Here is a 24,236-nt window from a genome sequence, read left to right on the forward strand (position 1 = left end):
TCGTTGGGGATTCGGGGGATCCGACGCGGGTTCGTCGAGATCAGGTAAGGCAAGCCTAACCAAAGTCGCTCCGCGGCGCGAACCCTCGCCGCCGTAGCGCATCCGACGCGCGAGGCGCATGATGAACACGGCACGCCTACCCGAACACAGACCATCGATGAGGATCGTCATGAAGGACGCCGAGACCCCGACGAGCGCCGACGCCGAGAGCGTTCGCGCCCAATTCGACACCCTGGCCGCGATGGCAGGCGACCTGGCCGGACATTTCGCGCTCGAACCGCTGCTGGAGCGGATCCTGCGGCACACCCTCGAGCTGCTCGGCTGCGACAGCGGATCGATCTGCACGGTCGACGAGGCCGCGGGCACGTACCGCAAAGACGTTGATCTCGGGGTCGGCTGCCAGTCGGGGCAGACCTTCCCGCTCGACGAGGGCGTGACGGGCGAGGTCGTCCGCGCCAGGAGCTCCGTCATCTTCGACGAGTACGCGCAGGTACGCGGCGGCCACCTCGCCGGGCCCGACCGCGCGCGGCTGCACGGCACCCTCGGCGTCCCGATCCGCTGGAACGGGGCGATCATCGGCGCCTGCGTGCTGTTCAGCCGCGACCCGGCGCGGCGGTTCACCGACGACGACGCCGCCCTGCTCGAGCGATTCGCCGCCCATGCCGCGATCGCGATCACCAACGCCCGGCTGCACGCGGTGGCCGAGGAGCGGGCACGGGAGGCGGCGGTGATCGCGGAACGGGAGCGCGCCGTGCGCGACGTCCACGACACCGTCGGGCGCGGCATCGCCGATCTCCTCCTGCACGTGGACGAGGCCGACCGCCGGCTCGCCACCGGCCGCGACCCGCGCGACGCGATCGCCCGGGCGCGCACCGCGGCGCGCTCCGCCCTCCGCGAGACCCAGCGGACCGTGCTCGGGCTGGGCCCGGCGCTGCTCGACGGGCACTCGCTCGGCGAGGCGATCTCGCTCGAACTCGCGTGGGTCGAGTCGGCTGCGGCCCTCGAGACACGACTGGTGGTCGTCGGACAGCCGGGACCGCTCGCCGCCGAGACCGTGCGCCAGCTGTTCCGGATCGTGCAGGAGTGCCTCACCAACGTGGTCGAGCACGCTGCCGCGAAACACGTGCGCGTCGGCTTGGTCTACGGGGAATCCGATGTGACGGTGCTGGTCGAGGACGACGGCCGCGGCTTCGACGTGACCGGCCTGGCCAAAGCGCCCCGTCGGCCGCTGCGCGGGCTCGGTCTGCAGAACCTGGCGGCACGCGCGCAGCACCTCGGCGGAACAGTGAACATCGAATCGACTCCGAACTGGGGCACGCGCGTGCGGGCGGAGCTCCCGGTCTCGCCGCCGGCGCCCGACGAGGGGCCGCGACCGCGCTGGCGGGTTCTGGTCGTGCACGACAGCGCCCTCATCCGGTCGGGCCTGGTGCGGATGCTCGGGCTGGCCGAGCCGGACATCCAGGTCGTCGCCGAGGTGGCCGACGCCGAAGCGGCGGTGGAGGCCTATGACCTGCTGCACCCGAGCGTCGTGGTGGCCGACCTCGACCTGCCGCACATCGACGGCGTGCAGCTCACCGCGCATCTGCGCGCCGCCGACCCCGGCGCGGTCGTCGTGCTGCTGATCGGCTCGGTCGGCGACGACCGGCTGCGGGATGCGACCGCTGTCGGCGCCGCCGGTTTCCTCGAACCGCGCGCGGATGCGGCGGCGATCGCACGCACGGTGGTCGCGGCGGCGCGCGGCGACCTGCTGCTCAGCCCCGCCTTCCTCAGCCGGTACTCGGTCTCGCTCACCGGCGACGGCACCGAGCCGCTCACCGCCCGCGAACGCGAGGTGCGCGCGCTGGTGGAGCAGGGGATGCCCGACAAGCAGATCGCAGCACAGTTGCAGATCTCGGTGAAGACCGTCGAGAAGCACGTCGGCGCGGTGCTGCGCAAGACGGGTGCGCCGAATCGCACGGCGCTGGCCGGGCAGGCGGTGTCGCGGCGCTGACCGTGTGCGGGGATTCCCTACCGCCGGGATGGGGGAAGCTCCCGTGTCGGCCGATCCATTCGCCTGCATACGCTTGGCGAGGATCGAGGAGGTCGCCATGCCCGTCGTGTCGCTCAAGGAGATCGTGGACCGTGCGTTCCAGGAGCGCTACGGCGTGCCCGCGATCAACATCGTCAACGATCTGACCCTCGAGGCCGTTCTGGCCGGCGCCGTCGACGCGCAGTCGCCGGTGATCGTGCAGACCTCGGTCAAGACCGTCCAATCGATCGGATCCGACGTGCTGTTCGCGATGTGGACGGCGATGACCGCCGGTATCGAGGTGCCCGTCACCCTGCACCTCGACCACTGCCCCGATCGCGCCGTGATCACCGAGTGCCTGGAGCGCGGGTGGAACTCCGTGCTGTTCGACGCCTCGACGCTCACGGTCGAGGAGAACCAGCGTCAGACCGTCGAGGTCGTCGCCGAGGCCCGCCGCTACGGCGCGCACGTCGAGGGCGAGATCGAGGCCATCAAAGGCGTCGAAGACGGGATCGGCTCGGACACCGAACCCGCGCGCCAGAGCCTCGAGACCGCTGTGGAGTTCATCCGGACGACCGGGGTGGATGTGTTCGCGCCGTCCATCGGCAACGCGCACGGCGTGTACTCGAAGACCCCTGAGCTGGACTTCCAGCGGGTCACCGACATCGTCGAGGCCACCGGCGTGCCGATCGCCCTGCATGGGGGCAGCGGCATGACCGACGAGCAGTTCGCCGACCTGATCTCGCGCGGCTGCGCGAAGGTGAACATCTCCACCGCCCTCAAGATCGAGTTCATGACGTCGTCGCTCGCATTCCTGAAGGGCGCGGAGAGCGCCGACAAGTGGGATCCTCCGTCGCTGTTCCGCGATGTCCGCTCGCACATCGTCGACCTCACCACCAGTCTCGCCGGCACCTTCGGCAGCGCCGGGAAGGCGTGGTGACCGTGCCGACCCTCATCTTCGACTGCGACGGCGTGCTCGCCGACACCGAGCGGTACGGTCACCTGCCTGCCTTCAACCAGACCTTCGAGGAGCTCGGCCTGCCCGTTCGGTGGAGCGATGACGACTACCGGGAGAAGGTGCTCATCGGCGGCGGCAAGGAGCGGATGGCGAGCCTGCTGACGCCCGAGTTCGTGGCGGCGAACGGACTGCCGGAGGACGAGGACGGCCGGAGGGCGATGCTGGCGGACTGGCACAAACGCAAGACGACGATCTACACCGCGCTGGTCGCATCCGGTGCACTGCCGGGCCGGCCGGGCATCCGCCGGATCGTGGCCGAGGCCGACGCGTCGGGCTGGGGACTGGCCGTCGCGTCGACCTCGGCGGAACCATCGGTGCTGGCGGTGCTCGAGCACGTCGTCGGCAGCGAGCTCGCCGGGCGGTTCGCCGTGTTCGCCGGCGACATCGTGGCGCACAAGAAGCCGGCGCCCGACATCTACCTGCTCGCCCTCGATCAGCTGGATATCTCCGCGGACGACGGCGTCGTGATCGAGGACAGCGGCAACGGCGTGCGGGCCGCCGTCGGCGCCGGGCTGCGCACCGTCGTCACGGTCAGCGCGTACACCGCCGACGAGGACTTCACGGGAGCGTCGCTCGTCGTCTCCTCCCTCGGCGATCCGGATGAGCCCGCGCGCGTCATCGATGCGCCGGCAGGCGTTCGACCTGGGCCGCTCGTGACGCTCGACGATCTGGCCGCCGTGCTGGCGGCGCCGCGGCCATGACCCCCACCACCGCAACCGCCCGACAGCCAGAGGAGCACCGATGACGACCCAGAGCTTCAGCGACACCGAATTCGTGGTGCACACCATCGCCCAGACAGCCGTGGACAACGAGAAGTACTTCGGCGACCTCGACTCCGTGGTCGGCGACGGGGACTTCGGCTTCTCTCTGGCCCGAGGGTTCGAGATCGTGCTCGCCGACTGGGACGGCTACGATCGCGCCGACATCGGTACGTTCCTGCAGAAGATCGCCGTGACCATCACGAGCAGGATCGGCGGGACATCCGGCCCGATCTGGGGAACCGCGTTCCTGCGGGCCGCGACCGTGGCCAAGGGACGGGACGAGCTCAGCGGTGACGACGTCGTCACGATGCTCCGCTCGGCGATGGACGGCATCAAAGCGCGGGGAAGCGCCGAACTCGGCGACAAGACCCTGCTCGACGCGATCGCCCCCATGACCGACACCATCGAGGCACGGCTCGCCGACGGCGCCGGCTCCGAAGAGATCGTGACGGCGGCGGCGACCGCCGCCCGGACGGCAGCCGACGCGACGGTCGGGATGCAGGCACGGCGTGGACGCGCGTCCTACACCGGCGAGCGCAGCATCGGCTCGCCGGACCCGGGCGCCGTCGCCGTCGCCGTCATCCTCGAACAGCTCGCCGCCGACTGGCCGAGCCGCCCCGTCCAGCCGCAGTGACCCGATCCCGCACGACCGAACCCCAGAACACCCGAACCCCAGAACACCCCTCGATGTGGAGAGAAAAATGAAGAAGTTCGTCAACGACCCGCTGCAGTACGTCCCGGACATGCTGAAAGGCATCGCCCTCGCCAACCCGGACACGCTCCGCTACGTGCCCGAGTACAACCTGATCATGCGCTCGGACGCCCCGAATGACGGCAAGGTGTCGATCATCCAGGGCTCCGGCTCCGGCCACGAGCCCGCCCACGTGCTCACCGTCGGCAAGGGGATGCTCGACGGCGCCTGCCCGGGAGACGTGTTCGCCGCTCCCCCGATGGACTACGTCTACGAGACCACCAAGCTGCTCGCCTCCCCGAAGGGCGTGCTGCTGCTCGTCAACAACTACACCGGCGACAAGATGGCGTTCGACATGGCGCAGGAGATGAGTCTCGCCGACGGCGTGAACGTGAAGACCCTGTTCATCGACGATGACGTCTCGGTGCAGGACTCCACCTACACCGTCGGGCGCCGCGGCGTCGCCGGGAACTTCTTCGTGATGAAGGCCGTGGGTGCGGCCTCGGAGGCGGGCGCCGACCTCGACGAGGTGGTGAGGATCGGCGAGAAGGTCAACTCCGTCACCCGCACGATGGGCCTCGCCCTCACCGCCTGCACCCCGCCCGCGAAGGGCGCGCCCTTGTTCGAGCTCGGCGACGACGAGATCGAGATCGGCGTGGGCATCCACGGCGAGCCCGGGCGTCGCCGGGACACGATCAAGCCGTCCGACGCGCTGGTCGACGAACTGCTCGAACCGGTGCTCGCCGACCTGCCGTACGAGAGCGGCGACCGGGTCGCACTGATGATCAACGGCCTCGGCGGAACGCCGATCAGCGAGCTCTACATCGCGTACGGCCACGCACACGAGGTGCTGGCCTCCCGCGGAATCACCGTCGGGCGCAGCTACGTCGGCGAGTACTGCACCTCGCTCGACATGGCCGGAGCCTCGCTCACCCTGGTGCGCCTCGACGACGAGATCGAGCAGCTGCTCGCCGCCCCCGCCGAGATCGGGCTGCGCATCTTCTGAGTCCCGCGCGACGGGCCCGGGTGCGCCGCGTTCACGCCCGATAGGCGTGGCGCGCCCGGGCTCGTCCTTCCGGTGAGGCCATACGCTGATCCCGTGGACTCGAACTCTCCCCTGCGCGCACCCGGCGTGCGCGAGGTCGCCGCGGTGGCCGGCGTCTCCCGGCAGACCGTGTCTCGGGTGATGAACCATCACCCGAGCATCCGGGAGAGCACGCGGCTACGTGTGCTGGCCGCCATGGAGGAGCTCCAGTTCCGGCCCAACCGGGCGGCCAGGATGCTCTCGACCAGCCGCTCGAACACGATCGGCATCCTCGCGGCCTCGGCGTCGTCGATGTTCGGTCCGGCCAGCAGCGTCGACGCGGTCGAGAACGCCGCCCGCGAGGCCGGCTACTACGTGACGATCGCGCACGTCGCCGAGGTGACCCCGGCCGAGATCGAAGCCGCGCTCGACCACCTCGTGGCACAGGCGGTCGAGGGCATCGTCGTGGTCGCGCCCCAGGAACCGGTGCTGGAGGCGATGCGCTCCGTGCAGATCTCGGTTCCGTCGATCACGCTGCACGGCGCCCAGGAGCCGGGAGGCGACGGCGTCTTCGTCGACCAGGTCGCCGGCGCCCGTCTCGCGACGCGGCACCTGATCGAACTCGGGCACATCACCGTCGCCCACCTCTCCGGCCCGCGGGACTGGGCGGAGGCCACCGCGAGAGAGCGCGGCTTCCTGGCCGAGGCGGAGTTCTCCGGCGTGACCGGGATCGTGACCGGTCCGGGCGACTGGACGTCGCGGTCCGGCTACGAGGTGGGCCGTCGCCTGCTGCGCGATCCCGCCGTGACCGCCGTGTTCTCGTCGAACGACCAGATGGCCCTCGGCCTCCTTCACGCGGCGCGCGAGGGCGGCCGCCGGGTGCCGGACGACCTGAGCGTGGTGGGGTTCGACGACATCCCGGAGGCGGCGTATTTCGCCCCGCCACTGACCACCGTGCGCCAGGAGTTCGGAGAGCTGGGGCGGCGGTGCGTCGCGCGGCTGCTCGCGGCGATCGACGGCGAGCCGGCGTCGGGAGAGCCGGCCGTCTCCCCCGTGCTCGTCGTTCGGGAATCGACGGCGCGCCGCTCGGATTGACAGGCTGCCACGGAGGCGGCGATACTGGACGCGTACGAATGTGACCGGTCACAATGTGGTGAGGGAAAGACAACATGCCTGCAGACGACACCGCCGCGCGATATCGCGAGGCCATCATCGGCGGCCGCACGTCGCTCGGCATCGAGCTGGGTTCGACGCGCATCAAGGCGTGCCTGGTCGACGCGGACGACCCGTCGACAGTGCTGGCGGTCGGCGGCCACGAGTGGGAGAACGAGTTCGTCGACCGGGTGTGGACCTACTCTCTCGACGCCGTGTGGTCGGGCCTGCAGGCGGCGTACTCCGAGCTGATCGCCGACGTGGACGCACGCTACGGCGTGCGCCCGGAGACCTTCGGAGCCATCGGCGTCTCGGCGATGATGCACGGCTACCTGGCGTTCGACGCTCAGGACGAGCTGCTCGTGCCGTTCCGCACGTGGCGCAACACCAGCACCGGGCCCGCAGCGGCCGAGCTCACCGACCTGTTCGGCGTGAACATCCCGCTGCGCTGGTCGATCGCGCACCTCCACCAGGCCGTGATCGACTCCGAGCCGCACGTCGCACGGCTGAGCTTCCTCACCACACTGGCCGGCTACGTGCACTGGCGCCTCACCGGCAGACGTGTGCTGGGCGTCGGCGACGCCTCCGGCATGTTCCCGATCGACCCGCAGACCAAGAACTACGACGCCGACCTCGTGGCGCGCTACGACAGCCTCGTGGCGGAGCGTGCTCCGGGTCTCTCGCTCACCGCGGTGCTGCCCGAAGTGCTCGTCGCCGGCGAGGCCGCGGGAACGCTCACGCCCGAGGGCGCCGCCCTCCTCGACCCGAGCGGCACCCTGCGACCGGGCATCGTGCTCTGCCCGCCGGAAGGCGACGCCGGGACGGGAATGGTCGCGACCAGTTCCGTCGCACCGCGCACCGGCAACGTCAGCGCCGGCACGAGCATCTTCGCGATGGTCGTGCTCGAGCGTCCGCTCCAGCGCCTGCACCACGAACTCGACCTGGTCACGACGCCCGCCGGCGACCCCGTGGCGATGGTGCACTGCAACAACGGGGCGAGCGAGCTCGCGGCGTGGGTGGGACTGTTCAGCCGCTTCACCGCCGCCGCCGGGCTCGCCATCGACTCCGATGCCGTCTACGAGACGCTGTTCCACGAGGCCCTCGACGGCGACAGCGACGCCGGCGGCCTCCTGGCGTACAACTATCTGGCGGGTGAGCCCATCACCGGTCTCACCGAGGGCCGGCCGCTCGTCGTGCGCACACCGGAGAGCCGGTTCACGCTCGGCAACTTCATGCGCGCCCAGCTCTACGGCGTCTTCGGAACCCTCGCCCTCGGGATGCGCGCCCTCACCGAGGAGGGCGTCGCGCTCGACCGGATGTTCGCCCACGGCGGCATGTTCCGCACCGCCGGCGTCGCCCAGCGTTTCCTGGCCGGAGCGCTCGATGCCCCGGTCTCTGTCGCTCAGACCGCGTCGGAGGGCGGAGCCTGGGGCGTCGCGGTGCTCGCCGCCTACGTCGCGCCGCACCGCACCGGTGTCGCACTCGACGACTACCTGCGCCGGTGCGTGTTCGGCGGCTTCGAGTTCGAGACGACGACCCCGCATCCGGACGACGTCGCCGGCTTCGCCGCCTACCTCGAGCAGTACGGCGCCGGCCTGGCCATCGAGCAGGCCGCCGTCGCGGCCGTCTCCCCCGCGAGCCGAACCGAACCGACATCGGAAGGAAACACCCCGTGAACGACGCTCCCCCCAGCGCAGAGACAGCGGCCGTCGAGGCGGTGCGCGCACAGGTCAGCGCCCTGCACGCCGAGCTGACCCGCAACGGACTGGTCGTCTGGACCGGCGGCAACATCTCGGGGCGGGTCCCCGGCACCGACCTGTTCGTCATCAAGCCGAGCGGCGTCGACTACGACGACCTCGCCCCCGAGAACATGATCGTCTGCACGCTCGACGGCGCGGTCGTGCCCGGCTCCCCCGGGTCGGACCGCGCGCCGTCGAGCGACACCGCGGCCCACGCGTATGTCTACCGCAACATGCCGGAGGTCGGCGGCGTCGTGCACACCCACTCCACCTATGCCACCGCCTGGGCGGCTCGTGCGGAGCCCATCCCCTGCGTCATCACCGCCATGGCCGACGAGTTCGGCGGCGACATCCCGGTCGGCCCGTTCGCGATCATCGGCGACGACTCGATCGGCCGCGGGATCGTGGCCACCCTCTCCGGCCACCGCTCGCGGGCGGTCCTCATGCAGAACCACGGCGTGTTCACGATCGGCCGCGATGCGCGCGACGCGGTGAAGGCCGCCGTGATGACCGAGGACGTCGCCCGCACCGTGCACATCGCCCGCCAAGGCGGCCCGCTGGTCCCGATCCCGCAGGACGCCATCGACGCCCTCTTCCACCGCTATCAGAACGTCTACGGACAGAATCCAGAAGGAGCACTCAGCTGATGCCCCGTACCACCTCTCCCCTGGCATCCACCAGCCTCGACCACTACGAGGTCTGGTTCCTCACCGGCAGCCAGCACCTCTACGGTCCCGAGACGCTGGCGCAGGTCGCCGATCAGTCGCGCGCGATCGCCGAGCAGCTCGGCGCCGCCCCGGATGTCCCGGTGCGCGTGGTCTGGAAGCCGGTGCTCACCGACTCCGACGCCATCCGGCGCACCGCGCTCGAGGCGAACGCCGACGACTCCGTGATCGGCCTCATCGCGTGGATGCACACGTTCAGCCCGGCCAAGATGTGGATCTCCGGCCTCGACGCCCTGCAGAAGCCGCTGCTGCACTTCCACACGCAGGCGAACGTCGAGCTGCCCTGGGCCGAGATCGACTTCGACTTCATGAACCTCAACCAGGCCGCGCACGGCGACCGCGAGTTCGGCTACATCCAGACACGGCTCGGCGTCGCGCGCACGACGGTCGTCGGCCACGTCTCCGACCCGGCGGTCACCGCGCGGGTCGGCACCTGGATGCGCGCCGCAGCGGGCTGGGCGGCCACGCGGTCGCTCAAGCTCGCCCGCTTCGGCGACAACATGCGCTTCGTCGCCGTCACGGAGGGCGACAAGACCGAGGCCGAGCTGCGGTTCGGCGTGCAGGTGAACACCTGGGGGGTCAATGATCTGGCGGATGCCGTGGCGGCGGCCTCCGAGTCCGACATCGACGCCCTGGTGGCCGAGTACGAGGAGCTCTACGACGTCGTCCCCGAACTCCGCGCGGGCGGCGAGCGCCACAGCTCGCTGCGCGATGGCGCCGCGATCGAGCTGGGCCTGCGCTCCTTCCTCGAGGCCGGCGGCTTCGGCGCCTTCACCACCAGCTTCGAAGACCTCGGCGCGCTCAAGCAGCTCCCCGGGCTCGCGGTGCAGCGCCTGATGGCCGACGGCTACGGCTTCGGCGCTGAGGGCGACTGGAAGACGGCCATCCTGGTGCGGGCCGCCAACGTGATGGGTACCGGGCTCCCCGGCGGCGCGTCGCTGATGGAGGACTACACCTACGATCTGACCCCCGGCGACGAGCGCATCCTCGGAGCGCACATGCTCGAGGTCAGCCCGGCCCTCACGTCGGCGCGTCCGACGCTCGAGGTGCACCCGCTCGGCATCGGCGGCAAGGACGACCCGGTACGGCTGGTCTTCACGGCCGATCCCGGCCCCGGCGTCGTCGTCGCCCTCAGCGACATGCGGGACCGGTTCCGGCTCGTCGCGAACGTCGTCGAGGTGGTCGAGCCGACCGCTCCGCTGCCGAAGCTCCCCGTCGGCCGGGCCGTCTGGAAGCCGGAGCCCGACTTCCGCACGTCGGCCACCGCCTGGCTCGAAGCCGGCGCCGCGCACCACACCGTCATGTCGACCGCGGTCGGTCTCGAGGCGTTCGAGGACTACGCCCGGATGGCCGAGACGGAGCTCGTCGTGATCGACGACGCGACCGAGCTGCGCGCCTTCACGAACGAGCTGCGCTGGAACGCGGCCTACTACCGCCTGGCCCGCGGCATCTAACCACCGGCTTTCGTTGAGGGGCGGCGAACGCATCCAAAACCGCGGTTTTGGATGCGTTTGCCGCCCCTCAACGTCTGACCGGTCCCGGGTCGGGCCGGCTAGAAGTCGGTGTGGCCGAGGGAGGGCGCTTCGACGAAGGTGATCGTGGTCGAGGGCGACGCGTCGAGCTCGAGCACGATCAGCTCGTTGGCACCGGCGGCGACGACCGCGGCCGGGACGAACAGCGTGCGCTGGGGACCGCGGGTCCAGTACCGGCCGAGGTTGGAGCCGTTGATCCACACCACGCCCTTGCCCCAGGCCGACGTGTCGAGAAAGAGATCGGCGGCCTCGGCGAGGTCGAACGTGCCACGGGCGAAGACGGGGCCGGCGAGGCCGGGCTTCTCGAGCGGCGCGAACGCCTCGCGCACCGGTTCGAGGGACTCGAGGCCGACGGGAAGCACCGCCCACCGGCTGAGCTCCTCGCCGTCCAGGGTCGCCGGGCCGATCAGCCCTTTCGGCTCGCCGATCCGGGGCCCGTAGTCCACCCGGCCCTGGTCTTCGACCAGCAGGGTGAGCGTTCCGCGGCTGGGCGCGAGCGTGATGGCGTGATCGTGGTGGTCTCTGTCGAGCGTGCCGACGTGCGCGGTCCCCACGAGCACGTGCGCGCGGTCGCGCACCTCCCCGATCGAGAGCACCGCGGGCTCGGCGACGTCGATTTCCGTCTGGTAGATCGCGAACCCCGTGTAGTGGCCGAGCGCATCCATCGTCGGCAGGTCGTCGGTCCACGTCCACTCCCCCAGCCGGTCGGCCACGGAGAGCAGCGGCACGGCGTCCGTGAGCGGCGCGGTGAACGACGGCGCCGGCGTCGCGGCGGGCGGGACCTCATCCGGCAGATCGACGAACTTCGCGAGCACCTCGCGGAACGCCCAGTACTTGGCCGTGGGGTTCCCCGCCTCGTCCAGCGGGGCGTCGTAGTCGTAGCTGGTGACGATCGGCTGGTACACGCCCTTGTCGTTGGCCCCGTTGGTGAACCCGAAGTTGGTGCCGCCGTGGAACATGTACAGATTGACCGAGGCTCCGGCGTCGAGCAGGGCCTCGAGGTCGGCCGCCGTCTGGTCGAAGGGCGTCGTGTGGTGGTGGGCGCCCCAGTTGTCGAACCAGCCGTCCCAGAACTCCGAGCACATCAGCGGACCGGTCGGCTGATGGCGGCGAAGCGTCGCGAGGCGCTCGACCGAGCGCGAACCGAACGATGCCGTCTTGTGCAGGTCGGGGAGCGAGCCGTTCTCGAGCATGTCGTCCTGCGGCTGGTCGACGGTGGTGAGCGGCACCACGATGCCGGATGCGCGGGTGAGGTCGGTGAGGATGCGGAGATACTCCTTGTCGTCGCCGTAGGCGCCGTACTCGTTCTCCACCTGCACCAGGATGACCGGGCCGCCCTCCCCGAGTTGCAGCGGCGCGACGATCGCGAGCACGCGCTCGAGGTACGCACTGACGGCCGCGACGAACTTCGGCTCACTGCGCCGGACGCCCACCTCCGGGTCCGTGAACAGCCACGCGGGCAGTCCGCCGTTGTCCCACTCCGCGCAGATGTACGGGCCGGGGCGCACGATGGCGTACATGCCCTCGTCGGTGACAACGCGCAGGAAGCGGGCGAGATCCAGGCGACCCGACACATCCCACTCGCCCGGATGCGGTTCGTGCGCGTTCCACGGCACGTACGTCTCGATGGTGTTGAGTCCCATCAGGCGCGCCTTGCGGATGCGGTCCGCCCAGTCGTCGGGGTGGACGCGGAAGTAGTGGATGGCCCCCGACAGGATGCGGAAGGGCTCTCCGTCGAGAACGAAGTCGTCGCCGGCGATCTCGAACGTGGACATGCGGTGGATCTCCTCAGTGCTGATACTGCTGCCGCTGGTGATGGTGCTGATGCTGCTGCCTGGGTGCAGAGCGAACGTGGCCGGCCGGATCGGTTCCGGCCGGCCACGCCCACTGCACGGTTCTACTTGCTGGTGACTTTGAAGCCCTGCTGGTTTCCGTAGTCCACGAGCGACTTCTGCCACGCCGTCAGGCCGGCGTTGAGGTCGCTGTTCGAGGCGTACGCCTGCCCGACGGTGTCACCGTAGATGCTGTTGGCGTAAACCTGGAACGGCAGGTACTGGAAGCCGCTCGACACGTTCTTCGCACCGTCGACCAGCACCTCGTTGATCTTCTGGCCGCCGAAGTACTCGGGAGCGGTCGCGAGGAAGTCCTTGGAGTTCAGGTCGGCCGTGGTGGAGGGGAATCCGCCCGACGCCAGGAACACCTTGACAGAGCTCGAGCTGTTGTTCAGCCACTTGAGGAAGCCGGCCGCGAGCGCCGGGTTCTTGCTCTGCTTGAGCACGACCTGGCCGCCGCCGCCGTTCTCGGCGTTCGCCGCGGTGCCGTCATACGTGGGCATCGGGGCGACGCGCCAGGCGCCGGAGGCGTCCTTCACCGAGGACTCGAGCACGCCGGGCATCCAGGCGCCGGTCACGAGGGTCGCGATAGTGCCGTTGCCGAGCGCCTTGTACCAGTCGTCGCTCCAGCCCGGGATGGTCGACAGCAGCTTGCCCTCGACCAGCTGGTTCCAGGTGGACGTCCACTTCTTGGTGCCCTCGTCCTGCAGGTTGATCGACACGTTCGTGCCGTCGGACGAGAACGGGCGGCCGCCGGCCTGCCAGATCATGCTGGTCGTGAAGCCCGAGTCGCCGGAGTCGCTGGTGATGTACTTCGTCGGGTCGGCCGCGTGCAGCTTCTTCGCGTCGGCGACGTACTCGTCCCAGGTCTTCGGGACCGTCAGGCCGTACTTGTCGAACACCGTCTTGTTGTAGAACAGCGCCATGGGGCCCGAGTCCTGCGGAAGGCCGTAGAGGCCGCCGTTGATGTTGACCGAGTTCCACGGGCCGGTGCTGTAGTCCGACTTGAGCGAGTCGAAGCCGTACGACTTGAGGTCGACCAGGGCGTCGCCGAGCGCGAACTGCGGGATGGCGTAGTACTCGACCTGCGCGACGTCGGGTGCACCGGAGCCGGCCTTGATGGCGTTCTGCAGCTTGGTGTACTCGGTGGTGTTGGTGCCGGCGTTGACCAGATTGACCTTGACCTTCGGGTACTCCTTCTCGAACGCGGCGACCTGCGCCTCGGCCGACGGGGTCCACGACCAGTACGTGATCGTGCCGCCCTTTTTGAGGGCCGCCTCGATGTCGGAGGCGCTGCCGCTCGCGGTGGAGCCGCCGCCGCTGGAGCAGGCGACCAGGGTGGCGCCGAGCACGGCACTCGCGGCGATCGCGGTCGCGACCCTCCGCAGCACGCTCGCCGAGCGTGACTTGCTGTTCATGGTGTTCCTTTCACTTCTTCGGGATGAGGACGGGCAGGACGCCCAGGGAGGGAGGTGTGCAGATCGAGCAGTGTTCTCCCGTCACTGCTTGACGCTTCCGGCGCTCAACCCCGACTGCCAGTACCGCTGCAGGAAGAGGAAGGCGACGACGATCGGGACGATCGTCAGGAGGGACCCGGTGATGACCAGGTTGTAGATCGGCTGGGCGGAGACGCCGGTGGCCTGGGCGCTCCACTGGCTGAGGCCGACGGTGAGCGGGTACCACTGCGGGTCGCTCAGCATGATCAGCGGCAGGAAGTAGTTGTTCCAGGTCGCCACGATGGCGAACAGGAGCACGGTCACGATGCCGGGTGTGAGCAGCCGCAGCGAGATCGTGAAGAAGGTGCGGAACTCGCCGGCCCCGTCCATCCGCGCCGCCTCGAGGAGCTCGGTGGGAACGGCGTCGACCGTGTAGGTCCAGATGAGGTAGAGGCCGAACGGGCTGATCAGCGAGGGCAGGATGACCGCCCACGGGGTGTTGGTCAGGCCGACCTGGCTGAAGAGCAGGAAGGTCGGCACCGCGAGCGCCGTACCCGGCACCGCGACCGCTCCGAGCACCACGGCGAACACCGCGCGCTTGCCGGGGAACTTGTACTTCGCGAGCCCGTAGCCGGCGACCGTCGCCAACAGGGTGGCGCCGCCGGCGCCCACGATCACGTAGAGCAGCGTGTTGCCGAGCCACTTGACGAAGATGCCGTCGCGGTAGGTGAGGGTGTCGCCGATGTTCTTGAACAGCGAGAAGCCGTCGCCGAACCAGAGACCGAACGACGAGAACAGGCTCGGCTGGTCCTTGGTCGCGTTGATGATGAGCCAGGCGAGCGGAACGAGCGAGTAGATCACGAAGACGACCATGACGATCGTGAGCACGATCGACTTGCGCGCACGCGGGGCGCGACGGTTGCCGCGCGGCATCGAGGAGCGGTTCGCCCGGCGGGGCTTGTCGGCGCTCGGGGCGATGGGGGCGATGGTGGCCATCAGCGGTTCTCCTGTCTGGTGCCGCGGAGCTGGACGATGTAGGCGATGACCGCGGTGATCACACCCATGACGATCGCCACCGTGGCCGCGTAGTTGAACTGCTGGCCGGCGAACGACAGGTTGTAGGCGTACATGTTGGGTGTGAAGAAGCTGGTGATCGCGTTCGGTGCGAGCACCTTGAGCAGGTTGGGCTCGTTGAAGAGCTGGAAGCTGCCGATGATCGAGAAGATCGTGGCGATCACGATCGCACCGCGCAGAGCCGGGATCTTGATGCTGAACACGGTGCGGAAGGCGCCGGCTCCGTCGATCTCTGCCGCCTCGTAGAGCTCGGTGGGGATGGTGCGGAGGGCCGCGTAGAAGATGAGCATGTTGTAGCCCATGAACTCCCAGGTGACGATGTTGCCGATCGAGGCGAGGATCCAGCCGCCGCTGAGCGGTGCGAGGTGGGTGCCGAGCAGGTTGTTCACGCTGGCGGTCAGACCGAACTGGTCGCCGTAGATGAAGCCCCAGATGAGCGCGGCCACGACACCGGGAACGGCGTACGGCAGGAAGATCGCGATGCGGAAGAAGCCCGCGCCGTGCAGCCGTGCGCTGTCGATCGCGAGTGCCGCGCTGAGCGACAGGACCAGCATGATCGGCACCTGCACCACGAGGAAGACCGTGACACGGAGGAAGCCGTTCCAGAACTTCTCGTCGGTGAAGACCTGCACGTAGTTCTGCAGCCCGGCGAAGACGTTGCCGCCGATCAGCTGCTCGCGGAAGAAGCTGAGATAGATCGCGTAGACCACCGGCACGATGATCATCAGCACGAACACGATCATGAACGGGGCCACGAATGCCCAGCCGCGCCAATCGCGGCGTTCACGCCTGCGCTTGACCAGGGTGGGCGATGCCGTGGGGACGGACGTCGTTGTCATGGCAGCTTCCTTGTCGAACCTCGATGTTCACGTCAACATCGTTTCGGGTACCATAGCATGTTGACGTCAACATGACGCAACCCGAACGCGGATCTGCGAGAGTATGAAACCTGGCCCGCACAATGGAGAGAAGAGCCACCGGCATGACCGAACCCGTGATCGGCGCACCGTCGCCGCAGTCGGCGCGGGCGCGCCGCGGACCATCGCTGGCCGACGTCGCCGGACTCGCCGGGGTCTCCACCCAGACCGTCTCCCGGGTGGCCAACGGCCTCACCAACGTCGAGGCCGCCACGCGTGATCGGGTGCTCCGCTCGATGCAGGAGCTCGGCTACCGTCCCAACCGCGCCGCGCGTGCTCTGCGCTCCGGACACTTCCGCAGCCTCGGCGTGATCATGTTCACGCTCTCCTCCTACGGCAATATGCGCACGCTCGACGCCATCGCGGTCTCCGCGGCGACCGCCGGCTATTCGATCAACGTCGTGCCCGTCGAGAAGCCGACGCAGAAAGACGTCAGCGTCGCGTTCTCGCGACTGCTCGGGCTCGCCGTCGACGGCATCATCATCGTCATCGAGGCGCACATCATCGATCGAGCGGATGTGGAACTGCCGCCGGGACTCTCCGTGGTCGTCATCGACTCCACCGAGCGCAGCGACTACCCGCAGGTCGACACCGACCAGGCCCAGGGCGCGCGCCTCGCGACCGAGCATCTGCTCTCTCTCGGCCACTCGACTGTGTGGCACATCGCCGGGCCCGCCGACTCCTATTCGGCCACCCGCCGCGCGCAGACCTGGCGCTCCGTGCTGGAGGAGAACGGCCGCGTCGTGCCCGAGCTCATGCAGGGCGACTGGTCGACGACGGCCGGCTACGAGCACGGGCTGACGATCGCCGCGCGTCCGGAGATCACCGCCGTGTTCGCGGCGAACGATCAGATGGCGCTCGGCGTGCTGCGCGCCCTGCACGAGAACGGACGCCGCGTCCCCGAAGACGTGAGCGTCGTCGGCTTCGACGACATGGCCGAGTCGGACTCGTTCTGGCCGCCCCTGACGACCATCCACCAGGAGTTCGAGGCCACCGGACGTCGCGCCGTCGAGCTGCTCATCGCCGAGATCGAGTCGCACCCGGAGCCGGCAGCGCTCTCGAGCATGCCGACGCGCCTCGTCGTGCGCAGCAGCACGGGCCCCGCTCCCACTCTTAGCTAGTTGAGGGGCGGCTAAGGCAGCCAAAACGGCGGTTTTGGCTGCCTTCGCCGCCCCTCAACGAAACTAGAACGGAACGGAACGGAACGGAACGACGGAAACTGCTCAGCGCGTCAGCGCGACGGCCGTCCAGGAGACCGGCGGCAGCGTGACCGTGAGCACGCCGTCGGCGAGCGCGGCCGACTCGTTGGCCGTCAGTCCCACGCGGTTCTGGTCCTCGTGGGTGTTCTTCGCGTACACGTCGTCGTCGTGGAGCGAGACCGCCTCGGTGATCCGAGCCGCGTCGAAGCTCCGCGCATCCACCGTCACGGTGAGCGATTCGGTCTGGCTGCGGTTCACCAGGAAGACGGCGCTGCGGCCCGACTCCTCATCGAAGGTGGCGACCGAGTCGAGCAGCGAAGCGGTGCCGTAGACCTCGGTCTCGTACGTTCCTGCCGAGATCGACGGGCGAACCACGACGCCCTCCGCCAGCCGGCTGGTGACGGAGAACGGGAAGAACGTCGTCTGCCGCCAGGCGTCGCCGCCCGGCTCGGTCATGATCGGCGCGATGACGTTGACCAGCTGGGCGAGACTCGCCGAGGTCACGCGATCGCTGTTCTTGAGCAGCGTGATCAGCAGGTTGCCCAGCACCACGGCATCCGCCACCGAGTACACGTCCTCGAGCTGACGGGGGGCGAACCGCCACTCGTCGTTGACCTCGTCGGAGGCCTGGTGCTCGTCGAGGTACCAGATGTTCCACTCGTCGAACGAGAGGTTGATGGTCTTCTTGCTCTTCAGCTTGTGCTTCACGTGGTCGGCCGTCGCGACGACCGTCTCGATGAAGTACTGCATGTCGAGCGACGACGCGAGGTACGAGCCGAGGTCGCCCTTGCGCTCCTGGTAGTAGGCGTGGCAGCTGACGAAGTCGACGTTCTCGTAACTGTGCTCGAGCACCACGCGCTCCCACTCGCCGAAGGTCGGCATCCCGGAGCCCGACGATCCGCAGACCACGAGCTCCAGGTCTTTGTCGACCATCTTCATCGCGGAGGCGGTGCGCGCGGCGAGCTTTCCGTAGTCCTCTGCGTTCATGTGGCCCAGCTGCCAGGGGCCGTCCATCTCGTTGCCGAGGCACCACATCCGGATGTCGTACGGTTCCGTCGCGCCGTTGGCGATGCGCAGATCGCTGAGCGCGGTTCCCGACGGGTGGTTGGTGTACTCGAGCAGGTCCAAGGCCTCTGCGATGCCGCGCGTTCCGAGGTTGACGGCCATCATGAGCTCGGATCCGGTGAGCGCGCACCAGCGGGCGAACTCGTCGACGCCGACCTGGTTCGACTCGAGCGAGTGCCAGGCGAGATCGCGGCGCACCGGGCGGTCCTCGCGCGGGCCGATGCCGTCCTCCCACTTGTATCCCGAGACGAAGTTGCCGCCGGGGTAGCGGATGGTCGACGAGCCGAGCTCGCGCACGAGGTCGACCACGTCGCGGCGGAAACCGTCTTCGTCGGCCGTCGGGTGCCCTGGTTCGTAGATCCCGTCGTACACGCAGCGGCCGAGATGCTCGACGAACGAGCCGAAGAGCCGGCGGTTGACGGGAGCGACCACGGCACCGCGATCGAGGGCCACGGAGGCGTTTGGCATGGGTTCTGTTTCCTTACTTTCTGGGTGGGATCGATGGATCGGAGGAGCCGGCGGCTACTTGACGCTGCCGATGGAGAGGCCGCCCTGCCAGTAGCGCTGCAGGGTGAGGAAAGACACCACCAGCGGGATGATCGAGATGAGTGCTCCCGTGATCACGAGGTTCCACAAGGATTGTCCACCCGTGTTCACCTGAGCCTGTGCCTGCAATGCGCCGAGTCCGACCGTCACGGGGAACAGCTGCGGATTGGAGAACATCACCAGGGGCAGGAAGAAGTTGTTCCAGGTGCCGACGATCGACAGCAGCAGCACCGTGACGAGCGCGGGGCGCAGCAGCGGGAGCGCGACGGTCGCGAAGATGCGGATCTCCCCTGCGCCGTCCACCCTGGCCGCGTCGAGCATCTCGCTCGGGATCGCATCCTGCGCGTACACCTTCATCAGGTACACCGCGAAGGGGTTGAGCATCGACGGCAGGATGACGGCCCAGACGGTGTTCGTCAGATGCGCCCCGCTCATCAGCACGAAGAGCGGGATGACGAGTGCGGTCGCGGGCACCATCACGGAGCCCAGCACGATGGCGAAGAACGCGGTGCGCCCCCGGAACGCGTACTGCGCGAATCCGTAGCCGGCCAGCACCGAGATGACCGTGGCACCGATGCCGCCGGCGAGCGCGTACAGGAAGGAGTTGCCGAGCCAGCGCAGGTAGAGGCCGCCCGAGTAGCTGAAGAGCGACCCGATGTTCGAGAAGAGGTCGAAGTCGCCGGCGAACCACAGCGGGCTGGTCGAGCCGTCGAACAGGTTCTGCTGGCTCTTGGTGCTGGCGACGATGAGCCACCAGAACGGCAGGGCGAAATAGATGATGAAGGCGGCGAGGATCAGGTGGGGAACGAGACGCCGCCCCGTGCGGAGGTCGCGGGTGTGCCCCGGCTGTGCGCGTCGTCGCGTTCGCGCGGGTGCGGTTGCGGTTGTCATGACATGAATCCACTTCTCTTGCGGGTGGCGAACATGAAGATGTACGACCCGATGAAGACGACGAGACCGAGCGCGAACGAGATCGCCGACGCGTAGTTGAACTGGTGGTAGGAGAACGCCAGCGTGTACGCATAGATGTTCGGGGTGTAGCTGGCGGTGATCGAGCCGGACGCGAGGCCGCGGAGGATCTGCGGCTCCGTGAAGAATTGCAGCGTGCCGATCAGGGCGAACACGAGGATCAGCACCAGCGCCGACGAGATCATCGGGATCTTGATGCGCACGGCGGTCTGCCACGCATTCGCACCGTCGACGCGCGCCGCTTCGTAGATCGACGGATCGACGCCCTGCAACGCCGCGTACAGGATGATCATGTAGTAGCCGGCCCACTGCCAGGTGACGATGTTCACCAGGCTGCCGAAGATGTTGCCGTCGGAGAAGAAGTTCGGCGCGTCCAACCCGAACCAGCCGAAGATCTCGGCCGCCGGCCCGAAGCTCGGGCTGTAGAGGAAGCCCCACATCAGTGCGCCGATGACGGCCGGTACCGCATAGGGCACGAAGATCATCAGCCGCGAGAAGCGCGAGAACCGTGAAGCGAGCGAATCCAGGAGCAGGGCCGCGACGAGCGAGACCAGCATCTGGATCGGGATCAGCACCAGCGAGAAGCCGACGACGAGCCCGACACCCTGCAGGAACAGCGGGTCGCTGAACGCCTTCGCGTAGTTGTCGAACCACACCCACTGGTTGCCCGTCGCGACGGTCTTGTTCTGCATGCTGAGCACGAAGGCGTAGACCAGCGGGATGATGAGGAAGAGCGTGAGGAACACCGCGAACGGTGCGACGAAGTACCATCCCCAGCGGGCGCGCCGCGTTGCGACGGGATCACGCCGACGTCGGCGCGGTCGCGCGTCGACGAGCGAGGGAGCGAGGGCCGTATCGGCCATGGTCAATCCTTTCTGAGTGCCAGGGGTTGCCAGGGGCTGGTGCGCGGTGGGGCCGAGCGATCGCCCGGCCCCACCGCGCATCCGGTCACTGAGCGACGGTGTAGCCCTGGCCCTTGGCGTAGTCGACGACGGCCTTCTGATAGGTGTCGAGCGCCTCAGACGGCGACTTCTTGCCCTTGTTGGTCGCGTTGATCGCCTCGGTGAGCTTGTCGTACGCGAGGTTCTGGAACGGGCTGAACTGGAAGCCCTTGTAGTCCGTCGCCGCGGTGAGGAAGACATCCTTGTTGATCTCCTGGCCGCCGAAGAACGGGTACTGGAGATTCTGGAAGTAGTCCGACGTGAGGATCGGCTTCCACAGCGGGAACAGTGCCGCCTTCTCGATTCCGAGCTTCCACGCCGCTTCGGTGCCGAAGATGCCCATGGCGACCTCGGCTGCCGCTTTCTTGTCCTTGGCCTGGCTGCTCACGGCGAAGGCCGAACCGCCGATGTTGACCTGTGTCGCGGCCGCGCCCTTCCACTGCGGAAGCGGTGCTGCACGCCAGACCGCGTTCTTGTCGGCGCCGGTGAAGCCCTTGAGATAGCCGGGCAGCCACGCCGCCGCGATGACGCTGGCGTAGGTCCCGTCGACCAGGTGGGTGTTGTAGTCGGTGGTCGAGGCGTCCTCGGTTCCGACGAGCTTCTTCTGCACGAGGTCGTTCCAGTAGCTGAGCACCTTGTTGCTGGGCTCGTCGTTCAGCTTGACCGAGACATCGGTCTTGCTCGACACCGTGTACGGGGCGGAACCGGCCTGGGCGAACAGTGCCTGCTGGTACGAGCGGCCGTTGCCGGGGAAGTTGGTCAGCTTCGACGTCGAACCGGCGTCCTTGAGCTTCTGCGCCGCCGCGGCGTACTCCTCCCACGTCGTGGGAACGGCGATGCCGTACGTGTCGAGGATGTCCTGGCGGTACAGCATGCCGACGGGACCGCCGTCGACCGGGATCGCGTAGGCGGAGCCGTTGCTCGACTCGTCGGACCAGGCGCCCTCCGAGTAGTTGTCCTTGACCTTGTCGGCGCCGAGCTTGCTGAGGTTCTCGATCGCCCCCTGCGCGATGTAGCTCGGAACGACCTCCGTCTCGAGCATGACGACGTCGGGTGCACCGGAACCCGCCTCTGTGGCCGTCGAGAACTTCGTGTACTCGTCGTTGCCGGCGCCCGCGTTCGTCCAGCAGATCTGCACGTCGTCGTGGCTGTTGTTGAAGAGGTCGACGACCGGTTCGAACTCCGGGTACCAGGCCCACATGGTGACCTGGGTGGCGTCGGGATTGACGATCTTGTTCTGGCAACTGGATGCGTCACTGCCCGAGCATCCGGTCAGCCCGATGGCGACGGCTGCGAGCGCGACGCCCGCTGCGAGGAGCCGTTTCATTTCAGTTCCTTTCGCGGTGTGCAAGACACCTTTGTCTGCTTCGCTCCACGGTGGAGCCGACGTCTCCTGTACCGGTGGATGCCACCTGCTGACGCCGTTGTGTGCATGGGGTTGCTCGCCTGCGAGAGGCGATCTACAACGTTGTAGGTAAACGTTGTAGATACATCATGGCGAGTCGCCGCCGCCGATGTCAAGAATCGGCGCAGAACGAATACGTCAGCTCGCGCGGCCCATCGTCGACTCGCGGACGACGACCCGGAAGTCAGCCTCGTATTCGCGCGGTGGGCGCTCAGAGGCGGGGTCGGCTATGCGTTCCATCAGCACAGATACGGCCGTCCTGGCGATCTCCTCGCGCCCCGGATCGATCGTCGACAGCGACGGCAGGGAGTACCGCGTCTCGTCGATGTCGTCGAAGCCGATCACCGCGACGTCCTCGGGGATCCGGATGCCCGCTTCCTGCAGCACGCGCATCGCACCGAGCGCGATCGAGTCGTTGAACGCCACGAGACCGTCGAACTGCAGCCCGCGCGCGAGCGCCGCACGCATCGCCTCCGCACCGTCGGAGCGGTGCCAGTTGCCCACGTTGACGATCAGCGACTCGTCGAGGGGGCGGCCCGCCGCCTCGATCGCCTGCTTGTAGCCGGTCAGCCGGAGGCCGGCCGATCCGATGACCTCGTTCTCGTGGGCCCCGAAGGCCAGGATGCGGCGGCAGCCCAGCCCGATCAGGTGCTCGGTCGCCGCGCGCGATGCCTCGACGTTCTTCATCGTCACATGGTCGGCGGGTCCGTTGAAGATCCGCTCGCCGAGCATCACCAGGGGCGTGGGGATGTCGAGCAGGTGGGCGTCGTCCTGGCCGAGGGCGAGAACGCTGAACAGCACGCCGTCGACCATGCGCATCCGGGGACCGTGGAGCACCTCCAGCTCGCGCTCGCGCATCCCGCCGCTCTGCTGGATCATCACGACCAGATCGTGCTCGCCGGCCGCCCGCATGACCGCGTCGGCCAGCTCTGCGAAGTAGGCGTTCTTGAGGTCCGGGATGATCAGGCTGATCGCTCCCGTGCGCCCCGACCGCAGCCCCCTGGCCGAGAGGTTCGGCTGGTACCCGAGCTCGGCGATGGCCTCGAGCACCCGTGCGCGCGTGGATTCGCGGATGTGCGGGTAATCGTTGATGACGTTCGAAACCGTCTTGATCGACACCCCCGCCGCCCGCGCGACGTCGTGCAGCGTGACCGCCACGAGCCCTCCTCAGTTCAGTTGGAACCCTACAACGATGTACAAGCCTTTCCCGCGAGCACGACACGGCCAGAGCATCGCGCCGAGAGCTGCCGAAGAACGACGCGCGGCGCGCGTCCACGGCGGTGCGCCCGCGCGGGCGTAGGCTCCGCCGCATGGACGCCTCGCAGCGAACCATCGAAGCAGCCCTCTTCTACGAAGACGGCCAGACGCTGGACAGCGTCGTGGTCGTGCCCCTGATCGGCGGATGCCCGCCCGGCCAGATCAGGGTGGCCACCACGTTCGGCGGCGCGCTCGCGTACGACATCTACGAACTCGACGACGACACCGACGGCTCCCCCATGCCGTCGTACCCCTACATCGCCACGATCCCGCTGACGATCGACGATCTCGACTGAAAGGCTCCATGTCCCGCGCACTCGTGATCGTCGACATCCAGAACGACTACTTCCCCGGTGGCGCCTTCCCGCTCGTCGAGCCGGAGGCAGCGGCGGCCAACGCCGCGACCGTGCTCGACGCCTTCCGAGCGGCCGGCGACGCCGTGCTGCACATCCAGCACATCTGGGACGCGCCGGATGCGACGTTCATGCGCCCGGGCACCGCCGGCGTCGAGATCCACCCATCGGTCACGCCGCTCGCGGGCGAGACGATCATCCGGAAGGCCGAGCCGAATGCGTTCCTCGGCACGCCCCTCGAGTCCACGCTGCGCGGGGCGGGCATCGATGATGTCGTCGTGCTCGGCATGATGTCGAGCATGTGCGTCGACGCCACGGTGCGCGCCGCGTCCGATCTCGGTTTCTCCGTGACGGTCGTGCACGACGCCTGCGCGGCGCCCGACCTGGAATTCGGCGACACCGTCGTTTCCGGCGCAAGCGTGCACGCGGCCTTCATGGCCGCTCTCGCCGGCAGCTACGCCACCGCCGTCTCGGCATCCGAACTCGTCTCGGCGCACTGACCGACGACCAGCAATCCCTGTCCCGCACCCCGCCGATTCACCGATCGGCCTTGCAACTCGCGGGCGTTTGTCCACTTCCCGTTCAGAAACAC

At 68.5% G+C, this 24,236-nt stretch carries 21 protein-coding genes; 12 read left to right on the forward strand and 9 right to left on the reverse strand.

Annotated elements, in window-relative coordinates:
- Positions 1-169: 169 nt before the first annotated feature.
- The 9 genes from PKE84_RS01890 (at position 170) to araA (ending at position 10,572) form a co-directional block, all read left to right on the forward strand.
- A complete protein-coding gene (locus PKE84_RS01890; protein WP_271175496.1) occupies positions 170-1,990 on the forward strand; it encodes a GAF domain-containing protein in 1,821 nt (606 codons plus the stop codon).
- A gap of 97 nt (positions 1,991-2,087) precedes the next feature.
- Positions 2,088-2,948 carry a class II fructose-bisphosphate aldolase gene (locus PKE84_RS01895; RefSeq protein WP_271175497.1) on the forward strand — a complete coding sequence of 287 codons (861 nt, stop codon included), beginning with the start codon at positions 2,088-2,090 and terminating at the stop codon, positions 2,946-2,948.
- Positions 2,949-2,950: 2 nt separating this feature from the next.
- Positions 2,951-3,727, forward strand: coding sequence for an HAD-IA family hydrolase (locus tag PKE84_RS01900; protein ID WP_271175498.1), 777 nt, complete (start codon positions 2,951-2,953; stop codon positions 3,725-3,727).
- A gap of 40 nt (positions 3,728-3,767) precedes the next feature.
- Positions 3,768-4,421: a dihydroxyacetone kinase subunit DhaL gene (dhaL, locus tag PKE84_RS01905; protein WP_271175499.1), complete on the forward strand. Its 654-nt coding sequence runs from the start codon at positions 3,768-3,770 to the stop codon at positions 4,419-4,421.
- Positions 4,422-4,488: 67 nt separating this feature from the next.
- Complete coding sequence (gene dhaK, locus PKE84_RS01910; protein ID WP_271175500.1) at positions 4,489-5,484, forward strand: dihydroxyacetone kinase subunit DhaK; 996 nt, start codon at positions 4,489-4,491, stop codon at positions 5,482-5,484.
- A gap of 93 nt (positions 5,485-5,577) precedes the next feature.
- Positions 5,578-6,597: a LacI family DNA-binding transcriptional regulator gene (locus PKE84_RS01915; RefSeq protein ID WP_271175501.1), complete on the forward strand. Its 1,020-nt coding sequence runs from the start codon at positions 5,578-5,580 to the stop codon at positions 6,595-6,597.
- Positions 6,598-6,671: 74 nt separating this feature from the next.
- Entirely contained in the window at positions 6,672-8,330 is a 1,659-nt protein-coding gene (locus tag PKE84_RS01920) for a xylulokinase (protein ID WP_271175502.1), read from the forward strand.
- Entirely contained in the window at positions 8,327-9,040 is a 714-nt protein-coding gene (locus PKE84_RS01925) for an L-ribulose-5-phosphate 4-epimerase (RefSeq protein ID WP_271175503.1), read from the forward strand. Before PKE84_RS01920 ends, PKE84_RS01925 begins: the two co-directional genes overlap by 4 nt.
- The gene (gene araA / locus PKE84_RS01930; RefSeq protein WP_271175504.1) at positions 9,040-10,572 is read left to right on the forward strand and encodes an L-arabinose isomerase; all 1,533 of its coding nucleotides are present in this window, start codon (positions 9,040-9,042) and stop codon (positions 10,570-10,572) included. The genes PKE84_RS01925 and araA overlap by 1 nt, the downstream gene beginning before the upstream one ends.
- Positions 10,573-10,670: 98 nt before the next feature.
- Here araA and PKE84_RS01935 read toward each other — a convergent pair whose 3' ends face one another.
- The 4 genes from PKE84_RS01935 to PKE84_RS01950 form a co-directional block, all read right to left on the reverse strand.
- Entirely contained in the window at positions 10,671-12,425 is a 1,755-nt protein-coding gene (locus tag PKE84_RS01935) for a glycoside hydrolase family 35 protein (RefSeq protein ID WP_271175505.1), read from the reverse strand.
- Positions 12,426-12,547: 122 nt separating this feature from the next.
- A complete protein-coding gene (locus PKE84_RS01940; protein WP_271175506.1) occupies positions 12,548-13,900 on the reverse strand; it encodes an ABC transporter substrate-binding protein in 1,353 nt (450 codons plus the stop codon).
- Between the two features lie 81 nt (positions 13,901-13,981).
- Positions 13,982-14,851, reverse strand: coding sequence for a carbohydrate ABC transporter permease (locus PKE84_RS01945; RefSeq protein ID WP_271175758.1), 870 nt, complete (start codon positions 14,849-14,851; stop codon positions 13,982-13,984).
- Positions 14,852-14,913: 62 nt separating this feature from the next.
- Positions 14,914-15,831 (reverse strand): carbohydrate ABC transporter permease, encoded by a 918-nt coding sequence (locus tag PKE84_RS01950; protein WP_271175507.1) that lies wholly within the window; start codon positions 15,829-15,831, stop codon positions 14,914-14,916.
- 143 nt (positions 15,832-15,974) lie between these two features.
- On the opposite strand from PKE84_RS01950, the gene PKE84_RS01955 reads away from it, so the two are divergent.
- Positions 15,975-17,030, forward strand: a complete 1,056-nt coding sequence (locus PKE84_RS01955) for a LacI family DNA-binding transcriptional regulator (protein ID WP_271175508.1) — start codon at positions 15,975-15,977, stop codon at positions 17,028-17,030.
- 102 nt (positions 17,031-17,132) lie between these two features.
- On the opposite strand, the gene arfA is transcribed toward PKE84_RS01955, so the two are convergent.
- The 5 genes from arfA to PKE84_RS01980 form a co-directional block, all read right to left on the reverse strand.
- Entirely contained in the window at positions 17,133-18,641 is a 1,509-nt protein-coding gene (arfA, locus tag PKE84_RS01960) for an arabinosylfuranosidase ArfA (RefSeq protein WP_271175509.1), read from the reverse strand.
- A gap of 54 nt (positions 18,642-18,695) precedes the next feature.
- Positions 18,696-19,610, reverse strand: a complete 915-nt coding sequence (locus PKE84_RS01965) for a carbohydrate ABC transporter permease (RefSeq protein WP_271175510.1) — start codon at positions 19,608-19,610, stop codon at positions 18,696-18,698.
- Entirely contained in the window at positions 19,607-20,551 is a 945-nt protein-coding gene (locus PKE84_RS01970; RefSeq protein ID WP_271175511.1) for a carbohydrate ABC transporter permease, read from the reverse strand. Before PKE84_RS01970 ends, PKE84_RS01965 begins: the two co-directional genes overlap by 4 nt.
- Before the next feature lie 85 nt (positions 20,552-20,636).
- Positions 20,637-21,956 carry an ABC transporter substrate-binding protein gene (locus tag PKE84_RS01975; protein ID WP_271175512.1) on the reverse strand — a complete coding sequence of 440 codons (1,320 nt, stop codon included), beginning with the start codon at positions 21,954-21,956 and terminating at the stop codon, positions 20,637-20,639.
- Between the two features lie 216 nt (positions 21,957-22,172).
- Complete coding sequence (locus PKE84_RS01980) at positions 22,173-23,192, reverse strand: LacI family DNA-binding transcriptional regulator (RefSeq protein WP_271175513.1); 1,020 nt, start codon at positions 23,190-23,192, stop codon at positions 22,173-22,175.
- Between the two features lie 152 nt (positions 23,193-23,344).
- Between PKE84_RS01980 and PKE84_RS01985 the strand changes: the two genes are divergently transcribed.
- Together PKE84_RS01985 and PKE84_RS01990 are read left to right on the forward strand one after the other, a co-directional pair.
- Positions 23,345-23,587 (forward strand): hypothetical protein, encoded by a 243-nt coding sequence (locus tag PKE84_RS01985; RefSeq protein WP_271175514.1) that lies wholly within the window; start codon positions 23,345-23,347, stop codon positions 23,585-23,587.
- 8 nt (positions 23,588-23,595) lie between these two features.
- Positions 23,596-24,144 (forward strand): cysteine hydrolase family protein, encoded by a 549-nt coding sequence (locus tag PKE84_RS01990; protein ID WP_271175515.1) that lies wholly within the window; start codon positions 23,596-23,598, stop codon positions 24,142-24,144.
- Positions 24,145-24,236 lie beyond the last annotated feature (92 nt).

The sequence above is a fragment of the Leifsonia poae genome (assembly GCF_027921845.1).
Taxonomy (GTDB): domain Bacteria; phylum Actinomycetota; class Actinomycetes; order Actinomycetales; family Microbacteriaceae; genus Leifsonia; species Leifsonia poae.

What these genes read in the sequence shown, in the direction of transcription:
- PKE84_RS01990 (WP_271175515.1), top strand. Translation starts at nt 23,596, where the DNA reads ATGTCCCGCGCACTCGTGATCGTCGACATCCAGAACGACTACTTCCCC.
- PKE84_RS01920 (WP_271175502.1), top strand. Translation starts at nt 6,672, where the DNA reads ATGCCTGCAGACGACACCGCCGCGCGATATCGCGAGGCCATCATCGGC.
- PKE84_RS01940 (WP_271175506.1), bottom strand. Translation starts at nt 13,900, where the DNA reads ATGAACAGCAAGTCACGCTCGGCGAGCGTGCTGCGGAGGGTCGCGACC.
- PKE84_RS01895 (WP_271175497.1), top strand. Translation starts at nt 2,088, where the DNA reads ATGCCCGTCGTGTCGCTCAAGGAGATCGTGGACCGTGCGTTCCAGGAG.
- PKE84_RS01975 (WP_271175512.1), bottom strand. Translation starts at nt 21,956, where the DNA reads ATGAAACGGCTCCTCGCAGCGGGCGTCGCGCTCGCAGCCGTCGCCATC.
- PKE84_RS01965 (WP_271175510.1), bottom strand. Translation starts at nt 19,610, where the DNA reads ATGACAACCGCAACCGCACCCGCGCGAACGCGACGACGCGCACAGCCG.
- dhaL (WP_271175499.1), top strand. Translation starts at nt 3,768, where the DNA reads ATGACGACCCAGAGCTTCAGCGACACCGAATTCGTGGTGCACACCATC.
- PKE84_RS01945 (WP_271175758.1), bottom strand. Translation starts at nt 14,851, where the DNA reads ATGCCGCGCGGCAACCGTCGCGCCCCGCGTGCGCGCAAGTCGATCGTG.
- PKE84_RS01970 (WP_271175511.1), bottom strand. Translation starts at nt 20,551, where the DNA reads ATGGCCGATACGGCCCTCGCTCCCTCGCTCGTCGACGCGCGACCGCGC.
- PKE84_RS01935 (WP_271175505.1), bottom strand. Translation starts at nt 12,425, where the DNA reads ATGTCCACGTTCGAGATCGCCGGCGACGACTTCGTTCTCGACGGAGAG.
- dhaK (WP_271175500.1), top strand. Translation starts at nt 4,489, where the DNA reads ATGAAGAAGTTCGTCAACGACCCGCTGCAGTACGTCCCGGACATGCTG.
- PKE84_RS01890 (WP_271175496.1), top strand. Translation starts at nt 170, where the DNA reads ATGAAGGACGCCGAGACCCCGACGAGCGCCGACGCCGAGAGCGTTCGC.
- araA (WP_271175504.1), top strand. Translation starts at nt 9,040, where the DNA reads ATGCCCCGTACCACCTCTCCCCTGGCATCCACCAGCCTCGACCACTAC.
- PKE84_RS01955 (WP_271175508.1), top strand. Translation starts at nt 15,975, where the DNA reads ATGACCGAACCCGTGATCGGCGCACCGTCGCCGCAGTCGGCGCGGGCG.
- arfA (WP_271175509.1), bottom strand. Translation starts at nt 18,641, where the DNA reads ATGCCAAACGCCTCCGTGGCCCTCGATCGCGGTGCCGTGGTCGCTCCC.
- PKE84_RS01985 (WP_271175514.1), top strand. Translation starts at nt 23,345, where the DNA reads ATGGACGCCTCGCAGCGAACCATCGAAGCAGCCCTCTTCTACGAAGAC.
- PKE84_RS01950 (WP_271175507.1), bottom strand. Translation starts at nt 15,831, where the DNA reads ATGACAACGACGTCCGTCCCCACGGCATCGCCCACCCTGGTCAAGCGC.